Raw genomic sequence first — 16850 nt, forward strand, 5'->3', positions numbered from 1 at the left:
TCATTAGCGTCGGCGAAGTCAGCAATCGATTTCCCAGGGGTTGCTCGTGTACGTGCTCGGCGTCGACATCGGGACCTCCAGCAGCAAGGGCGTGCTGGTCGGCCCCGACGGCACGGTGCGTCGGTCGGCGGCACGCGAGCACACGGTGGACCGGCCGGGGCCGGGACGGTTCGAGATGGACGGCCGCCACTGGTGGCGGGAGTTCGCCGAGCTGGCCCGTGAGCTGGCGCGGGACGTGACGGTCGGCGCGGTCGGGGTGAGCGGCATGGGGCCGTGCGTCCTGCTCGCCGACGCCGGCGACGAGCCGGTGCGGCCCGCGATCCTCTACGGCGTCGACACCCGCGCCACCGCGCAGATCGACCGGCTCGAACGCGAGCTGGGGAAGGACGAGATCCGGCGGAGGGGCGGCTCGGACCTGTCGAGCCAGGCGGCCGGCGCGAAGATCGCGTGGATCGCCGACGAGGAGCCCGGACGGTACGCGAGGGCGCGGCGGCTGTACATGCCGAGCTCCTGGCTGGTGCGCAGGCTCACCGGCGCCTACGTGCTCGACCACCACTCGGCCAGCCAGTGCACGCCGCTCTACGACGTCGGCGCCCTCGGCTGGCACCGGCCCTGGGCCGACGCGGTCGCGCCGGGCATCGAGCTGCCCCCGCTGCGCTGGCCCGGCGAGCAGGCGGGCACGGTCACCCGCGAGGCCGCCCGGGAGACCGGCCTGCCGGCGGGCATCCCGGTGACCACCGGGACGATCGACGCCTGGGCCGAGGCGCTCAGCGTCGGCGCCCACGGCGCGGGCGACCTCATGCTCATGTACGGCACGACCATGTTCCTCGTCCACACCACCGCCGAGCACCTGACCTGGCCCGGCCTCTGGGGGACGGTCGGCGCGGTGCCCGGCACCTACAACCTGGCCGGCGGCATGGCGACCTCGGGCGCGATCACCACGTGGCTGCGCGACCTGTCCGGCGCCGGCTACGAGGAGCTCCTGGCGGAGGCCGGAGAGTCCGGCGCAGGCGCCAACGGCCTGCTCATGCTGCCCTACTTCGCCGGCGAGCGCACCCCGGTCATGGACCCGCGCGCCAGGGGCGTGATCGCCGGCCTGACCCTCTCGCACACCCGCGGCGACCTCTACCGGGCCGCCCTGGAGGCGACCGGCTTCGCCGTGCGCCACAACGTCGAGACCATCCGGGCGGCCGGCGGCGACGTGCGCCGCGCCGTCGCCGTCGGCGGCGGCACCCGGGGCGCCCTGTGGACCCAGATCGTCTCCGACATCACCGGCCTGCCGCAGGAGGTCCGGGTCACCTCCATCGGCGCCTCGTACGGCAGCGCGCTGCTCGCCGCCGGGCTCGTCGGCGAGGCCGGCGCCGACGCCTGGAACCCCGTGCGCCACGTGGTCACCCCGCAGCCGGAGTCGTCGGCCGCGTACGACGAGCTCTACCGCCTCTACCTGCGGCTCTACCCCAGCACGGCGAGCCTCGTCCACGAGCTCGCCGACCGTCAGCATCGTTGAAGGGCAGACATGTACGCATTCCCCCAGCTCATCGAGCCGCCCGCGGCGGAGCCCGGCGTGGTCTACACCGTCGCGAGCGGCGACCTGCGCCAGAGCGCCAACCAGACCTGCTGGCCGGTCCAGGAGAAGCTGGAAGCCGATCTCGCCAGGGCGCTCGGCGAGCTCGGCTGGTCGGTGCGGCGCGGACACGAGGTCGACCCCGTCAAGGGTCACGGTTTCATCGACAGCCAGCGCGCCGGCATCGACGTCTTCAGGACCCTGCCGCCGGACGCGCCGCTCATCGTCGTCGAGGCGGTCTGGCAGTACAGCCACCACGTGCTGGCGGGGCTGCGCGGCCATCGCGGCCCGGTCCTGATCGTGGCCAACTGGAGCGGGCAGTGGCCCGGCCTGGTCGGCCTGCTGAACCTGGCCGGGAGCCTGACCAAGGCGGGTCGCCCGTACTCGGTGCTGTGGAGCGAGGAGTTCACCGACGAGTGGTCGCGGCACGGCCTCAAGACCTGGCTGGAGACCGGAGAGATCACCCACGACACCAGACATGTCACGAAATATCAGCCGGAAGGGGACAGCCTGGAGATCGCCCTCGGCAAGGCCGTCGCCCGGCAGCTCGCCACCGAGAAGGCCATCATCGGCGTCTTCGACGAGGGCTGCATGGGCATGTACAACGCCATCATCGACGACGAGCTGCTCAACCCCCTCGGGATCTACAAGGAGCGCCTGTCGCAGAGCGCGCTCGTCGCCGAGATGCGGCGGGTCGGCGACGAGGAGGCCGGGCGGGTCCGCGCCTGGCTCGACCGGGAGGGCCTGACCTTCCACCTCGGCACGGACGAGGCCACCGAGCTGACCGAGGCCCAGCTGACCAGCCAGTTCAAGATGTACGTCGCCGCGCTGCGGATCGCCGACGACTTCGGCCTCGACGCGGTCGGCATCCAGTACCAGCAGGGCCTGAAGGACGTGGTCCCGGCCAGCGACCTGGCGGAGGGCCTGCTCAACAACGTCTCCCGCCCGCCGGTGCTCAGCCGCGACGGTTCCCGCGAGCTGTACGCGGGACGGCCGCTGCCGCACTTCAACGAGGTCGACGAGGGCGTCGCCGTGGACTCGCTGATCACCAACCGCGTCTGGACCGCGATGGGCCTCGACCCGGCCACCACGCTGCACGACATCCGCTGGGGCGAGGAGTACGACGGCCGGTTCGTCTGGGTCTTCGAGATCTCGGGCTCCGTACCCGCCTCGCACAACGGCGGCTACCGCGCCTCGTGGAGCATGCGGCAGCCCCCGATGTACTTCCCGCTCGGCGGCGGCACGCTCAGCGGCGTCTCCAAGCCGGGCGAGATCGTCTGGTCGCGCGTGTTCATCATGGACGGCGAGCTGCACGCCGACCTCGGCCGGGCGACCGTCGTCGAGCTGCCCGAGGAGGAGACCAGGCGCAGGCTCGACGCCACGACCCCGCAGTGGCCGATCATGCACGCCGTGCTGCACGGCGTCACCCGCGACCAGTTCATGGCCCGCCACCGGGCCAACCACCTCAACGTGGCCTACGCGGACGACGCCGACGGCGCGGACCGCGCCCTCGCCGCCAAGGCCGCGGCCTTCGCCGAACTCGGCGTGCACGTGCACCTGTGCGGAATCTCCTTAGAAGGAGGGGCCCTGTGAAGCCCTTACGCATCGCGCTGATCCCGCTCCTGGGCCTGGCGCTGACCGGGCCGGCCCAGGCCTCGACGACCCACTCCCCCGCCGTCGTGGTGAGCAAGATGACCGGTCCCGGCTCGGTCAGCGCCACCGACACCGCCTGGCAGGTCAAGGCGACCGACCTCGGCGTCATGTGGGACAACGGCCGCGGGGAGATCCTGGCCGCGTTCGGCGACACGTTCGGCGCCTCCTGGCAGCCGCCGGGCGCCAACGGCGACGACTGGCGCAGCCAGGTGCTGCTGCGCAGCACCGACCGGAACCTGGCCGACGGCATGTCCTTCAGCGGCGCGGCCACCGACCGGCCCGGCCACGCCAAGGAGCTCATCCCGAGCAGGAAGGCCGACGGCGACGAGATCACCGTGATCCCCACGGCCGGGGTGTCGGTGGGGACGCGGCAGTACCTCGCCTACATGTCGGTGCGGCACTGGGGCGAGCCCGGCTACTGGGACACCAACTACTCCGCCATCGCCTACTCCGACGACAACGGCCAGACCTGGGTGACCAGCGGCGGCCCTCGCTGGGACAACCCCGGCGGCGCCGACCACTTCCAGATGGCGGCCTTCGTCCGCCGCGACGGCCACGTCTACATGTTCGGCACGCCGAACGGCCGCCAGGGCGCCGCCTACCTGGCCCGGGTGCCCGAGACCGCGGTCCTGACCAAGTCCGCCTACCAGTACTGGACGGGCAGCTCCTGGCAGTCCGGCGCCGACACGCTCGCCGCCCCGATCGTCGCGGCGCCGGTGTCGGAGCTGTCGGTCCAGTTCAACGCCCACACCGGCAAGTGGCTGATGACCTACCTCAAGGGCAGCGACGTCGTGCTGAGGAGCGCGAGCGCGCCCACCGGCCCGTGGAGCGGCCCGGCGGTGGTGGCGAGCTTCGCCGACTTCCCCGGGCTCTACGGCGGCTACATGCATCCCTGGTCGTCGGGGCCGGACCTCTATCTGGCGCTGTCGCAGTGGACGCCCTACAACGTCTACCTGATCCGCGTCCAGCTGAACCCGGACGGGACCATCGCCAACCCGAACCTCGTCCGCGACCCGAGCTTCGAACGCCAGACCACGAACACGGTCGCGGCGCCCTGGAAGGTGCGCGGCAACGGCGGCGTCGACCAGGGCACCTGGGCCTTCACCGCCGACCGCAACGCCTTCGTCCGCTACAACCGCGGCTGGCATGACATCTACCAGACCGTCCAGGTCACGCCCCACACGAACTACACGCTGACCGGCTGGCTGCGCACCTCGCCCGACAACGACAACGGCTTCTTCGGCGTCCGCGCCCCCGGTGGCGCCCCGTTCGCGGAGCTCAACTTCCGCGCGCTCGGCGGCTGGACCAAGCGCACCGTCACCTTCAACAGCGGAAACCGCGGCTCGATCGAGGTCTTCGCGGGGATCTGGACGGACAACGGCGACATGTGGCTGCAGCTGGACGACTTCGCCCTGGTGAAGTCCTGATCGATGTGCGGGACCCCGTACATCGATCGCGTAACGCTCATTGACCTGTCACCCGCGGGGCGATAGGAAGCGGCAATCGATTTCTCATATCCAGGAGGAACCGTGACGTATGGCCAGTACGGCAGCAGCCTGCGCGACCTGCCGCGGCTGCGCTCGCAACGCCGCAGGAGGGTGTCGAGCTGGGACCGTTCGGGCGGCAACGACGACCGCGTCACGGTGGCGCCGGGCGAGACCGTGACCCTCGCCGACATCCGCGGCGCCGGCTCGGTCAACCACATCTGGATGACCGTGGCGCCGCGCGACCCCGGCACGCCGGAGACGCACGACCGCGACTTCCTCCGCAAGCTCGTGCTGCGCGTCTTCTGGGACGACAACGAGCACCCCAGCGTGCTCGTGCCGCTGGGCGACTTCTTCGGCATGGGCCACGCCCGCACCGCGAACTTCGTCTCGGCGCCGCTGCAGATGAGCCCGCAGGACGGCAAGGCCTTCAACTGCTGGTTCCACATGCCGTTCGGCAGCCGGGCGAGGTTCGAGCTGACCAGCGAGTGCGAGGAGGAGGTGCTCTGGTTCTACTACTACATCGACTACGACGAGTTCGACGAGCTGGGTGACGGACTGGGCCGCTTCCACGCCCAGTGGCGGCGGGAGAACCCCGCCGACGGCGTCGGCCAGGGGTCCATGACGAACGCCGAGTACCTGTTCGGCGGCACCAACCAGGACGGGGCGGGCAACTACCTCATCCTGGAGGCCGAGGGCCGCGGCCACTACGTGGGCTGCGTCCTGAAACGTCACCAACCTGCGCCGCACCTCCGACTGGAACTGGTACGGCGAGGGCGACGACATGATCTTCATCGACGGCGAGGCCTTCCCGCCCAGCCTGCACGGCACCGGAACCGAGGACTACTTCAACACCGCCTGGTGCCCGAGCCAGTCCTACCACGCCCCGTACCACGGCCTGACACTGCCCGGCGGGGAGAACTGGTCGGGGCAGATCTCGATGTACCGCTTCCACGTCGAGGACCCGGTGCCCTTCACCACCTCCATCAAGGTGACCATCGAGCACGGTCACGCCAACCGCCGCCAGGACGACCTGTCCTCGGTCGCGTACTGGTACCAAGAGCTCCCGCACCGGCCGTTCACGCTCCCGCCCGTCAGCGCCCGGCTGCCCATCCTGTGACGCGAAAGGAGACGTCGTGCGCACACCACTCATCCGGCTGGTCGCGGCCGTGGCCGGCGCGACCGTGCTGGCCGCCGGCTGCGGATCGGGCGCCGGCCCGTCGGCGCCCGGCAAGTCCGAGATCACGCTCTGGCAGCAGAAGTTCACCGACCAGGAGGACGCCTGGTACAAGAAGGCCGTCGCGGCCTTCAACAGGTCCCAGGACAAGGTCGTGCTCAAGCACGTGATCGTCCCGGCGGACACCTGGGACCAGAAGATGAGGTCCGCCCAGGCCGCGGGCAAGGCGCCCGACGTCTACACGGTCAACTACAGCAAGGTGCCCGGCTTCGCCCGCACCGGCGTGATCCAGGCGCTCGACCCGCTCATCCCGGCCGACAAGTGGACCGGGCTGCAGGAGCCGGTGCTCGCCTCGGTGGAGCACGACGGCAAGAAGTACGGGTACCCGATGCTGGTGGAGCCGTCGGCCGTGCTCTTCTACCGCAAGGACCTGTTCGCCCAGGCCGGGCTCGACCCCGAGCGGCCGCCGGCCACCTGGCAGGAGCTCATCGGCTACGGCAGGAAGCTGACCACCAAGGACGTCGCGGGCGTCGTCACCGCCGCCAACCAGATCGACCTGGCCTGGTCGACGTGGGGCCTGCAGTGGAACGCGGCCGGGCACCTGCCGATCAGCGACGACTGGTCCGCGCCGCGCGCCGCCGACCCCGCCTACAAGCAGCTGCTGCAGGTCTACCAGACGCTCTACCAGCAGGGGATCATGCCCAAGCAGCCGCTCGCGCCGTACGCCGACGCCAACCCGCTGGGCCAGGGCAAGACCGCGATGATGGTGTGCGGCTCGTGGGCGGCCAGCGTGCTGCTGCAGGACTATCCGAAGCTGGTGGGCCAGATCGGCGCGGCGGCCCTGCCCTCCTTCGACGGCGACGCCACCAAGCCGACCGCGACGCTCGGCGGCTGGACGCTGGTCGTCGACGCCAAGTCCCGCGACGCCCGCGCCTCCGCCGGCTTCGTCTCCTGGCTGCTGGCCGAGGACACCACGCTGCTCGTCGAGTTCTTCAAGAACACCAAGTTCTCCAAGTACTCGCCGCGCGCCGCCGTCGCCGAGGCGATCGCGAAGGACCCGGCGGCGACCGAGAACCCGTGGGCCAAGACGATCGAGGAGCGGGTCGTGCGGTACGCCAAGGCGGAGCCGGCCTATGACTGGGCCGTCAGCCTGGCCTTCGGCAAGGCCGTCGAGAAGGCGCTGCAGGGCAAGGACATCGACGAGGCCCTGCGAGCGGCCGACGCGGAGATCAAAGAGCTGATCGCCAAGAACGACCTGGCCGGACAGGGATCCTGATCCCGCACAGCCCGCCGCCGGTCCGCGCCGGACCGGCGGCGGAGAAAGGAGTGCCGGTGGCTGTCACGTCACTGCGGGCCACGCGCGCCCGGCCGCGCGCCGGCGCCCGCCCCCGGCCGAGGCGGGAGAACCGGGCCGCCTTCGTCATGCTGGCCCCGCTGCTGGCCCTGCTCGGCGTCTTCGTCGTCTGGCCGCTGCTGCACGCGGTCTACATCAGCTTCTTCACCTGGAGCTTCTACGACCCGGCCGTCTTCGTCGGGCTGCGCAACTACCTCAACGTGCTCACCGACGTGGAGTTCGTCAACTCGGTGACGCGCGGCCTGCTCTTCTCCGCCATCGTGGTCCCCGCGCAGGTCACGATCGCGTTCGTCTTCGCCAACCTGGTCAAGTCGGTCAGCCGGCGGATGGCGACCGTGATGAAGGTGACGATCTACGTGCCCGCGGTGATCTCCGAGGTGATCGCGGCCATCGTCTTCACGCTCATCTACACCCACCGCGGCGGGCTGCTCAACTGGTTCCTCGACTTCTTCGGCATCGAGGCGATCCCCTGGCTCGGCGACACCGTCACCGCGCTGCCGGCCATCGCGGTCCCGGCGATCTGGATCGGCATGGGCGTGGCCTCCCTGATCATGCTGGCCGGGCTGCTGGACATCCCGGAGACCTACTACGAGTGCGCCTCGCTCGACGGCGCCGGCCCGTGGACGAAGATGTTCAGGATCACGCTGCCGCTCATGAAGAACGTCATCCTGTTCCTGCTGATCACCGGCTTCGCGGCGTCGCTGCAGTTCCTCATCCTGCCGTTGCTGATGACCCAGGGCGGCCCGGTGAACTCCACCAACCTGCCGAACCTGTTCATCCTTCAGCATTTCACCACCGACCTGTACGTCGGCTACTCGATCGCCGCCGCGCTGCTGCTGTTCGCCGTGCTCGGCACGGTGTCGGCGATCATCTTCCGGCTGGTCAGATCAGAGAAGGCGATGGACGCATGAGAGGCGCACCCGGCGCGATCCTGCGGTACGGCCTGGCCGCGGTCTTCGTCGTCGCCGCGTTGTTCCCGCTCGCGTGGCTGGCGATGGCGGGGTTCAAGGCCAAGACCGAGGTCGTGGCGACCCCGTTCCAGTTCTTCCCCGAGATGTGGCGCTGGGACAACTACGCGCAACTTCTGGCCGACGAGGCGTTCCTGCGCTCGCTGGGCGTGACGTTCGCCGGCGCCGCCCTGTTCGCGGCGCTCAGCCTGGTGGTCAACGCGCTGGGCGCCTATGCCTTCGCGCGGCTGGAGTTCGCCTTCAAGCGGACGATCTGGGTCATCGTGCTCACCACGATGTTCATCCCGGGGATCGCGATCATGCTGACCTCCTTCATCGTGGTGACCGAGCTGGGCATGCTCGACAGCCTGGCGGTGCTGGTGATCCCCGGCGCGGCGGCGGGCGTGCAGGTCTTCTTCCTGCGCCAGTTCTTCCTGTCGGTGCCGGCGGTGCTGGAGGAGGCCGCCCAGCTCGACGGGGCGGGGCCGTGGCGGATCTTCCGCCACATCTTCGTCCCGCTCTCGAAGGGCGCGTTCGTGGTGGTCGGGGCGACGTCGTTCCTGATGTTCTGGAACTCCTACATCTGGCCGGTGCTGACCATCACCGATCCTGAGCTCTTCCCGATCCAGCAGTACCTGGCGACCTTCCGCTCCGAGCGGACGAGCGAGCACGGCCTGCTGATGGCCGGTTCGACGCTGGCCGCCCTGCCTGTCATCGTGCTGTTCCTGATCTTCCAGCGGCACATCATCCGCGGCGTGCGCCTCTCGGGGCTCAAGTGAACGGCGCGGCCCGGCCCATCCCGCACGGGCGGGGCAGGCACGTGGCCATGCCGCTCGGCGGGATCGGCACCGGCAACCTCGCGATCGGCGCGGACGGCGGGCTGCGCCAGTGGCAGCTGCAGAACTGCGGCAACCATCGCGGCGTCCTGCCGTACACGTTCTTCGCGCTGCGCGTCAGCACGTGGGAGCCGCCCGCGAACGAGCTGTTCGTCCTTCAGGCGCGGTCCCCGGACGCTCCGGCCACGCCGCTGGTGAACGACGACCACGTGCCCGCGTGGCAGCGCGATCTGCTGCGCACGCGCCGGGGGGTGAGCGGGACGACCTTCCGCGGCCTCTATCCCTTCGCCCATCTGGAGTACCACGGGCTGCCCGTCGAGGTCGGGCTGGAGGCGTTCAACCCGCTGGTCCCGCTCGACGTGGACGACAGCTCGCTGCCGGTCGCGCTGTTCACCTTCACGATCGCCAATCCGGGGCCGCTGCCGGCGCAGGTGTGGCTGGCGGCGGCCGCGCAGAACCCGGTCGGGCATGACGGGACCACGCCGATCGACGGCGTGCGCGGGCTCGGCTACGGCGGCAACGTCAACAGCGTGCGCCGCGCGGGCGGCTGGACCTCGCTGGTCATGGAGAACCCGGTGATCGACCCGGTGTCGCCCGGCGCCGGGCAGATGGTGCTGACCGTGGACGCGGCCGACGCGGCGGTGCTGCCGCAGTGGACGCATCCCGACGAGTTCCTCGCCTTCGTGGCCGGGCGCGCGGTCTACGGTGACGCGGAACGGGCGCGGCACGCGTCCTGGCAGGCCGACTACCAGGCGAGCGGGCCGCGGCAGGGGTTCGGGCCGAGCCCGGCGGGCCTGACGTGGAACGGCGGCGTGGTCGCTCCGATGGTGCTGGCTCCCGGTGAGACCCGTGCCGTCCGGTTGTGCCTGGCGTGGTACTTCCCGAACCGCTACGCGAACTTCGTACAGTTCGGTCCGCCGAACCCGCAGTGGGGGCCGACCAGGTTCTGGCTCGGCAACGCCTACGCCACCCGCTTCGCCGACGCCCTCGACGTGGCGGCCCACGTGCGCGAGCGGTGGACGCCGCTCCGCGACACCTCGCTGCGGTGGGTGGACGTCCTGGCGGACAGCAGCCTGCCCGCCCAGGCGGCCGAACACCTGGCCGCGCAGGCGTCGATCCCGCGCAGCCCGTCGTGCTTCCGGACGGCCGACGGGGCGTTCTTCGGCTTCGAGGGGGTGCTGGGCGCCTCGACCGTGATGTGGTCGGGCGACGTGGGGGGCTCCTGCCCGCTCAACTGCACCCACGTCTGGAACTACGCGCAGGCGGTGGCCAGGCTCTTCCCGTCGCTGGAGCGGAGCATGCGCGCCACCGAGTACGAGGTCATGCAGGCGCCGGAGGGTTACCTGCCGCACCGGGTGATCGCGCCGACCTACCTGCGCCAGCTCTGGGACGTGCCCATCGGGGGGCCGGTCGAGCCCGCGCTCGACGGCATGCTCGGGGCCGTGCTGAAGACCTACCGCGAGGTACGGCACGGCGCCCCGCTGGAGCCCTGGTGGCCCGGGGTGAAGCGGCTGCTGGGGCACGTCCGGGCGACCTGGGACCCCGAGGACAGCGGGGTGCTGCACGGCGTGCAGCCGTCCACCCACGACATCGACCTGTGCGGGCTCAACCCGTTCATGGGCACGCTCTGGCTGGCGGCGTTGCGGGCCGCCGAGGAGATGGCGGTGCCGGCCGGAGAGCCGGGCCTGGCCGCGGAGCTGCGCGAACTGTTCGACCGCGGCAGCGCCCGCTACGACGAGGCGCTGTTCAACGGCTCGTACTACGTGCAGGTTTTGGAGGAGGGCGATTCGGCCGAGTTCCAGTGGCTCGAAGGCTGTCTGGCCGACCAGCTCATCGGGCAGTGGTGGGCGCACCAGCTCGGCCTCGGCCACCTGCTGCCTCGCGAGCACGTCGTCTCGGCCCTCCGCGCGATAGTCGGGCACAACCTGCGCACCGGTTTCCGCGACTTCGACCATCCCTACCGGGTCTTCGCCGACGAGGACGACACCGGGCTGCTCATGTGCACCTGGCCGCTCGGCGGCCGGCCGGCGGTGCCCACCCGCTACTGCGACGAGGTGTGGACCGGCAGCGAGTACCAGGTCGCGGCGCACTGCCTGTGGGAAGGGCTGGAGGAGGAGGCGCAGGCGATCCTCGCCGGGCTCTGGCGCCGCTACGACGGCGGCCGGCGCAACCCCTACAACGAGATCGAGTGCGGCGACCACTACGTGCGCGCCATGGCCGGCTGGTCGGTGCTCGACGCCCTGGCGGGAGCCTCCTATGACGCCACCAGCGGGCGCCTCACCCTGGCGCCGCGCGGGCACGGCCGATGGCCGCTGCTGCTCCCGACGGGCTGGGGAACCCTGGTCCGGGACGCCGGCGGCGCCCGCGTGGTTCCCGCGCACGGCGAGCTGAGGATCAGCGAGATCATCTGTCACTGAACGCCCGCTACTCAGCCGGACGCTGCTGACGGCATGGCAGATCGTGGAATGATCTATTCGTGATCGGTCTGTCATGCATGGTCCGCTATATTCGGCACGTCGCCGCCTCCGCGACATACGGCACCACTTCGGGGGTCATGGTCACCGCATGAGCCGCCTGGACGATTCCGGCCTGACCAGCGTCGGTCAGCTCGGAGGGCTTGGCCCGCCCCACCGCGGCCGGGGCGACGCCGACGTGGCCCTGGTCGACGCGCTGGACCCGCTGACCTGGCGCGCGGCCATGACCTGGCTCGCGGGCAGGCCCTCCACGGCCCGGCGGCGGACCTGCCTGCGGGTCCTCGCCTCATGGCTGCGCTGGCTGTACGCGGCCGAACAGGGCCTCGAACCGCTGGCCGCCTCCGCCACCCATCTGGACGCCTACTGCTACGCCGCACTCACCACCGGCGACGGCGTCGCCGCCAGGCCGCTGGCCCAGGCGACGGTGGCAGGCAGGCGCGCCGTCGTGGCCTCCTTCTACGCGCACGCCGAGCGGACCGGCGCCGTACGGGCGCAGCGCATCCTGAACGGCACGTCCCGCCTCACCCGGGACGAACGACGCCTGCTGCGCAGGGGGATCGCGCGGCTGGCCGGTGACGGCCGGCGCGCCGAGGCGCTCGCCGTCGCCCTGCTGGAGGCCACCGGCACGTCCGCGGACGCGCTCGCCTCGCTGTCGGCCCGCGACCTGCACGCGCTGCCCGGCGACGGCCCGCCCGTCGTGCTCGTCGTGCGCGACGAGCGGGACCCGGTCGCGTACCCGATCTCGCCGCAGATCCGCCGCCTGCTGGAGGCCGAGTCCGCCGGACGGGGCGCCGACGAGCCGCTGATCAGGCGGCCGGACGGCGGTCAGGTGGAGCCCGGCTGGATCGCCGACGCGCTCACCGGCGCCGCGCGGGCCGGCGGGCTGCCCCTGCAGCGGGCCGAACTCCTGCGCCCGCACCTGCTGCGGGCGACCGGGGTGCACGGGGACGCCGGGGGCGGGTAGAGGGCGGCCGGGCGCGGCGCGTGCCGGCCGCCCTGCCGCGTCAGTGGACGTACGGCCAGCCGGCCGCGTCATAGCCGATCTTGTTGATGCCCAGCCGGGACGAGTTGTCCGCCGCGTACCAGTGGTAGAAGAGGACGTCGCCGTCGGTGTCGGCGAGGACCGCCTGGTGGCCGGGGCCGTGGATGTCGCCGTGGCCGGCCAGGATCTGCGTGCCGCCGCCGGCGGTCAGCGCCACCCCGTTGCGGTCCACGTACGGGCCGGTCACCGAGGTGGAGCGGCCGGCCATGACGCGGTAGGTGCTGGCGGCGCCCCGGCAGCACGCGTCGAAGGAGACCAGCAGGTAGTAGTAGGCGCCGTGCCGGTAGACGGTCGGCGCCTCGATCGCGCCGCCGTTGCGGCCGGCGATCGAGTGGAAGGCCGAGCCGAGCCGCCTGCCGGTGGCCGGGTCGAGCTGGATCATCTTGATGCCGGACCAGAACGAGCCGAAGCTCAGCCACCAGCGGCCCTGGTCGTCGACGATGAGGTTGGGGTCGATGGCGTTGAAGTCGTCCGAGGTCCGCGACTCGATGACCAGGCCCTGGTTGGTCCACGACCCCGACGCCCCGCTCGTGCTGGTGGCGAGGAAGATCGCCGAGCGGTTGGAGCCGAAGGTGGAGGCCGAGTAGTACATGACGTAGCGGCCGCCGGTGTAGGTGATGTCCGGAGCCCAGAGCGTGTTGCCGCCGTTCGTGTACGGATGCGCCCACGGCACGCCGCCGGGGAAGGCGGACCCGGCGTTGCGCCAGGCCGTCCGGTCGGCCGAGGTCTTCAGCTGGATGCCCTCGCCGGTGTGGGCCAGCAGATAGCCGCCGGCGGGAGTCTTGGCCACCTCGGGATCGTGCACGTTGACGGAGCCGGTGACGGTGCCGGGGTCGGGGTAGGAGGGCGGCGGCGTGGACGAGTCGCCCAGCTTGACGAGCTGCCACTGCTGGTTGGCGCCGTTCAGGTCGGCGTACTGCGACAGCCGTCCGCCGTCGGCGGTCGACCACTCCCAGACCTCCAGAGCCTTGCCGCTGTTGCGGTTGATCAGCTTGACGAAGCCGTTGTCGGTGTCGGCGACGCGGAACTGCTGGTTGGCGCCGTTGCGGTCGCTCCACTGGACGATGTTCGCGCCGTCGGCGGTGGAGTTGTCGCGGACGTCGAGGACCTTGCCGCTGTGGCGGGAGCGCAGGCGGTAGTGGCCGCCTCCGGAGTCGACGAACTGCCACTGCTGCCAGGCGCCGTCGTTGCGGGCCCACTGGACGATGGACGCGCCGTCGGCCGTGGCGCGCTCGTAGACGTCCATGACCTTGCCGCTGTGCCGGTTGACCAGCACGTACCAGGCGCTGGTGTCGATCGTCGCGGCGGCCGCCTGCCCGGCGGCCACGAGGGTCTGGCACATGGCCAGCAGCGCCACGACGGCTGCCGTGACGGCGCGGCGGGGTCTCGGTCGTGAGGGGGCGGGTCTGTTCATGGAGCGCCTCTCGATGTTAGCGCTAACAGATGGCTGGGCTGTCGAGAAAGGAAGGTCGATCGAGAACTACACCACCGAGGGCCGACGGGTCATCCTGGTTGTGCGCCCAGTGTTAGCGCGAACACCCGGCCGGTCAAGGAATCGCGCGCAGCCCCGCCGTACCGCAGGAACGGCGCCCGCCGCCGCCCGCGGTCCCCGCCGCCGCCCGCCACCTGCCCGTGATCCCCACGGGGGATCGCCCCGCGCGGCTCCGGTCGCCCGGCGCGGCGCGCTGAAAGTTTCACCGCTCGCGACCGTCGCGCGTCCGTGCCGCCGCGCCCGTGGCCGCTAGGTCGGACAGCTGACCCCTTTTTGAGGGTTGTGCGCCTCAACCAGGCATGGAGGCGAGCAAAGTCTCAACCGTATATCCAACGATACCGTTGATGGCATGACTAGTGGCATCAAGGACACCGCCCATGCCGTCGAGGCCGCCGCCGTCATGCGGCTGCTCCCGGCTCGGCCGCGGGTGCTCGCGCTGGGCGAGCCGACCCACGGCGAGGAGCTCCTGCTCGACGTCCGCAACGAGCTCTTCCGGCAGCTCGTCGAGCAGGAGGGCTACACGACGATCGCCATCGAGAGCGACTGCGTGATGGGCCTGGTCGTGGACGACTACGTCGCCACGGGCGAGGGCACCCTCGACGAGGTCATGGAGCGCGGCATCAGCCACGGGTGGGGCGCGGCGGCGGGCAACCGCGAGCTCGTGCGCTGGATGCGCGCCCACAACGAGGGCCGGCCCGCGCCGGAGCGGCTGCGCTTCGCCGGTGTCGACGGCCCGATGGAGATCACCGGCCCGGCGAGCCCCCGGGAGTCGCTCACCGCTCTTCACGGCTACCTCGCGGCCCTGGTGCACGAGAGCCTGCTCCCCTGCACCGCGGAGACGCTCGACCGCCTGCTCGGCGCCGACGAGCGGTGGACCGACGAGGCGGCGATGATGGATCCGTCCCGGTCCGTGGGACGGTCGGCCGAGGCCCGCGAGCTGCGGCTGCTCGCCGACGACCTGGCGGCGCTGCTCGACGAGCGGACGCCGCACCTGATCGCGGCGACCTCACGGGACGCCTGGGAACGCGCGCGCCAGTACGCCAGAGCCGCCACCGGCCTGATGCGCTACCACTTCTGGATGGCCGACGACTCGCCGGGCCGCATGGCGCGGCTGCTGGGCGTACGGGATTCGATCATGGCCGACAACCTCCTCGCGGCCGCACGGCGGGGTCCGGTGCTGGTCCACGCCCACAACCTCCACCTGCAGCGGCACGAGGCCGCGATGCGGATGGGCGACCTGCCGCTGGACTGGTGGGGCGCCGGCGCGCTGGTGAGCGCCCATCTGGGCGAGGAGTACGCCTTCGTGGCCGGGGCTCTCGGCACGATCCGGCACCAGGGGGTGGACACCCCGCCCCCGGACACCGTCGAAGGGCTCCTGTACGCGCTCCCGGAGGACCGCTGCGTCGTCGACGCCCGCCGGCTGGCCGCCGTCCTCGCCGATGCGCCGCCCGGGCCCCGCGAGTCCTCCTGGTTCGGCTACTTCCCCCTCGATCCGGCCCACCTGGCTCAGAGCGACGGCATCGTGTACGTCAAGGACATGCCGCCGAGGTAGGTCAGCGCGACTGGACGTGTTCCCGGTCGACCAGGGCACGGGCGAAGACGACCGTGACGAGGCCCGCCAGCACGACGGAGAGCAGCCCGGCGCGGAGGCTGACGAGGTCGGCGACGAGTCCGACGAGGAGCGGGGACAGCAGGAGTCCCCCGCGCAGCAGCCAGCTGACGACGGTCAGGCCGGTGCCGGGGGGCAGCCCCGGCAACTCGTCGGCGGTGTGCATGGCGGCGGGGACGAGCGTCGCGAAGCCGAGCCCGGCCAGGGCGAAGCCGATCAGCGCGGTCGCGATCGACGGCACGGCGAGCGCGCCGCCCATGCCGGCGGCGGCCAGCACCCCTCCCGCCCGCGCGACGGCGCGCCGGCCGAAGCGGTCCACCACGCGGTCGCCGGTGAGGCGGCCGGCGGTCATGGCGGCCTGGAAGGCCACCACGGCCAGACCGGCGGTGGCGGCGTCGGCGTGCAGGCCGCTGAGGTAGAGGGCGCCCCAGGACGCGCCGGCGTCCTCGACGAGCGCGCCGCAGGCCGCCAGCACGCCGAGCGCGGCCAGCATCCGCACGGCGGGGCCGGCGAACGAGCGCCGCCCGCCGCGGACGGGCGGGGCGGCCGGATGGCCGTCGGCGGCGGCCGGGGCGGCTGGATGGCCGTCTGCGGCGGCCGGGTCCTGGGCCTCGGCGGTTCGCTCGGCGTCCTCCGGGCCGGACAGCAGGAACCGGTAGGCGACCACGGCGACGACGCTGAACAGCGCGGCGGAGATGGCCAGGTGGATCGCCAGGGGCAGCCGGAGACCGGCGGCGGCCGCGCCCATCAGGCCGCCCAGCACCGCGCCGACGCTCCACAGGCCGTGCAGCGAGTTCACGATGGAGCGCCGGTAGAGCCGCTGGACGCGCAGGCCGTGGGCGTTCTGGGCGACGTCGACGATCGCGTCGAGAGCGCCCACGACGAACAGCACGCCGCCGAACGCGACCCAGTTCGGCACGAAGGGCAGGACCAGCGTCGCGATCGTCGTCAGGACGATCCCGAACGCCGCCACCCGCGCGGAGCGGAAGCGGCGGATGGCGGCGCCGGCGAGGAGCCCGGCCAGCAGCGCGCCCAGCGGGTATCCCGCGAGCGCGGTGCCGAAGACGGCGTTGGTCACCCCGAGGTCGGCCTTGATCTGCGGGTAGCGGGGGACGATGTTGAAGAACACGGCGCCGTTGGTGAGGAACAGCGCCGCGACGGCGACGCGGGCCCGGCGGGCGGGCGCGGTGACGGACATCGGCTTTCCGATCGGGGTAG

General features: G+C 71.8%; 12 protein-coding genes and 1 pseudogene. 11 read left to right on the forward strand and 2 right to left on the reverse strand.

All coding sequences use genetic code 11. The annotated features are described in order from the left end of the window. The first annotated feature begins 46 nt into the window (after positions 1-46). From ACZ6YG_RS43565 to ACZ6YG_RS43610, 10 genes and pseudogenes are all read left to right on the forward strand, one after another. Complete coding sequence (locus ACZ6YG_RS43565) at positions 47-1507, forward strand: FGGY-family carbohydrate kinase (RefSeq protein ID WP_466021242.1); 1461 nt, start codon at positions 47-49, stop codon at positions 1505-1507. A gap of 9 nt (positions 1508-1516) precedes the next feature. After that, on the forward strand, positions 1517-3157 hold the full coding sequence (locus tag ACZ6YG_RS43570; RefSeq protein WP_466021243.1) for a hypothetical protein: 1641 nt from the start codon (positions 1517-1519) through the stop codon (positions 3155-3157). Further along, positions 3154-4644 carry a DUF4185 domain-containing protein gene (locus ACZ6YG_RS43575; protein ID WP_466021244.1) on the forward strand — a complete coding sequence of 497 codons (1491 nt, stop codon included), beginning with the start codon at positions 3154-3156 and terminating at the stop codon, positions 4642-4644. The genes ACZ6YG_RS43570 and ACZ6YG_RS43575 overlap by 4 nt, the downstream gene beginning before the upstream one ends. Before the next feature lie 282 nt (positions 4645-4926). Then, positions 4927-5430, forward strand: a pseudogene (locus ACZ6YG_RS43580) (glycoside hydrolase family 172 protein); the annotation flags it as partial. A 10-nt stretch (positions 5431-5440) separates the two neighbouring features. Beyond that, the gene (locus ACZ6YG_RS43585; RefSeq protein ID WP_466021257.1) at positions 5441-5821 is read left to right on the forward strand and encodes a DUF2961 domain-containing protein; all 381 of its coding nucleotides are present in this window, start codon (positions 5441-5443) and stop codon (positions 5819-5821) included. A gap of 16 nt (positions 5822-5837) precedes the next feature. Beyond that, positions 5838-7154, forward strand: a complete 1317-nt coding sequence (locus tag ACZ6YG_RS43590; protein ID WP_466021245.1) for an ABC transporter substrate-binding protein — start codon at positions 5838-5840, stop codon at positions 7152-7154. A 56-nt stretch (positions 7155-7210) separates the two neighbouring features. Beyond that, positions 7211-8143 (forward strand): carbohydrate ABC transporter permease, encoded by a 933-nt coding sequence (locus ACZ6YG_RS43595; RefSeq protein WP_271277532.1) that lies wholly within the window; start codon positions 7211-7213, stop codon positions 8141-8143. Beyond that, complete coding sequence (locus ACZ6YG_RS43600; RefSeq protein WP_466021246.1) at positions 8140-8958, forward strand: carbohydrate ABC transporter permease; 819 nt, start codon at positions 8140-8142, stop codon at positions 8956-8958. The genes ACZ6YG_RS43595 and ACZ6YG_RS43600 overlap by 4 nt, the downstream gene beginning before the upstream one ends. Continuing rightward, positions 8955-11432, forward strand: a complete 2478-nt coding sequence (locus ACZ6YG_RS43605; protein WP_466021247.1) for a GH116 family glycosyl-hydrolase — start codon at positions 8955-8957, stop codon at positions 11430-11432. The genes ACZ6YG_RS43600 and ACZ6YG_RS43605 overlap by 4 nt, the downstream gene beginning before the upstream one ends. Positions 11433-11580: 148 nt before the next feature. Continuing rightward, entirely contained in the window at positions 11581-12453 is an 873-nt protein-coding gene (locus ACZ6YG_RS43610) for a hypothetical protein (protein WP_271277535.1), read from the forward strand. Positions 12454-12493: 40 nt separating this feature from the next. Here the strand turns inward: ACZ6YG_RS43610 and ACZ6YG_RS43615 are convergent, their stop codons facing one another. Continuing rightward, positions 12494-13945, reverse strand: coding sequence for a family 43 glycosylhydrolase (locus ACZ6YG_RS43615; protein ID WP_466021248.1), 1452 nt, complete (start codon positions 13943-13945; stop codon positions 12494-12496). A gap of 427 nt (positions 13946-14372) precedes the next feature. Here ACZ6YG_RS43615 and ACZ6YG_RS43620 point away from each other — a divergent pair, with 427 nt between their 5' ends. Beyond that, positions 14373-15575 (forward strand): erythromycin esterase family protein, encoded by a 1203-nt coding sequence (locus tag ACZ6YG_RS43620; protein ID WP_466021249.1) that lies wholly within the window; start codon positions 14373-14375, stop codon positions 15573-15575. A 1-nt stretch (position 15576) separates the two neighbouring features. Here the strand turns inward: ACZ6YG_RS43620 and ACZ6YG_RS43625 are convergent, their stop codons facing one another. Next, positions 15577-16830 (reverse strand): MFS transporter, encoded by a 1254-nt coding sequence (locus ACZ6YG_RS43625; RefSeq protein ID WP_466021250.1) that lies wholly within the window; start codon positions 16828-16830, stop codon positions 15577-15579. Positions 16831-16850: the final 20 nt, after the last annotated feature.

The organism is Nonomuraea sp. NPDC054003, assembly GCF_055585125.1.

Bases quoted from the DNA above. Each gene is read 5' to 3' on its own strand.
- ACZ6YG_RS43625 (WP_466021250.1), bottom strand. From the start codon at position 16,830: ATGTCCGTCACCGCGCCCGCCCGCCGGGCCCGCGTCGCCGTCGCGGCG.
- ACZ6YG_RS43620 (WP_466021249.1), top strand. From the start codon at position 14,373: ATGACTAGTGGCATCAAGGACACCGCCCATGCCGTCGAGGCCGCCGCC.
- ACZ6YG_RS43610 (WP_271277535.1), top strand. From the start codon at position 11,581: ATGAGCCGCCTGGACGATTCCGGCCTGACCAGCGTCGGTCAGCTCGGA.
- ACZ6YG_RS43615 (WP_466021248.1), bottom strand. From the start codon at position 13,945: ATGAACAGACCCGCCCCCTCACGACCGAGACCCCGCCGCGCCGTCACG.
- ACZ6YG_RS43600 (WP_466021246.1), top strand. From the start codon at position 8,140: ATGAGAGGCGCACCCGGCGCGATCCTGCGGTACGGCCTGGCCGCGGTC.
- ACZ6YG_RS43570 (WP_466021243.1), top strand. From the start codon at position 1,517: ATGTACGCATTCCCCCAGCTCATCGAGCCGCCCGCGGCGGAGCCCGGC.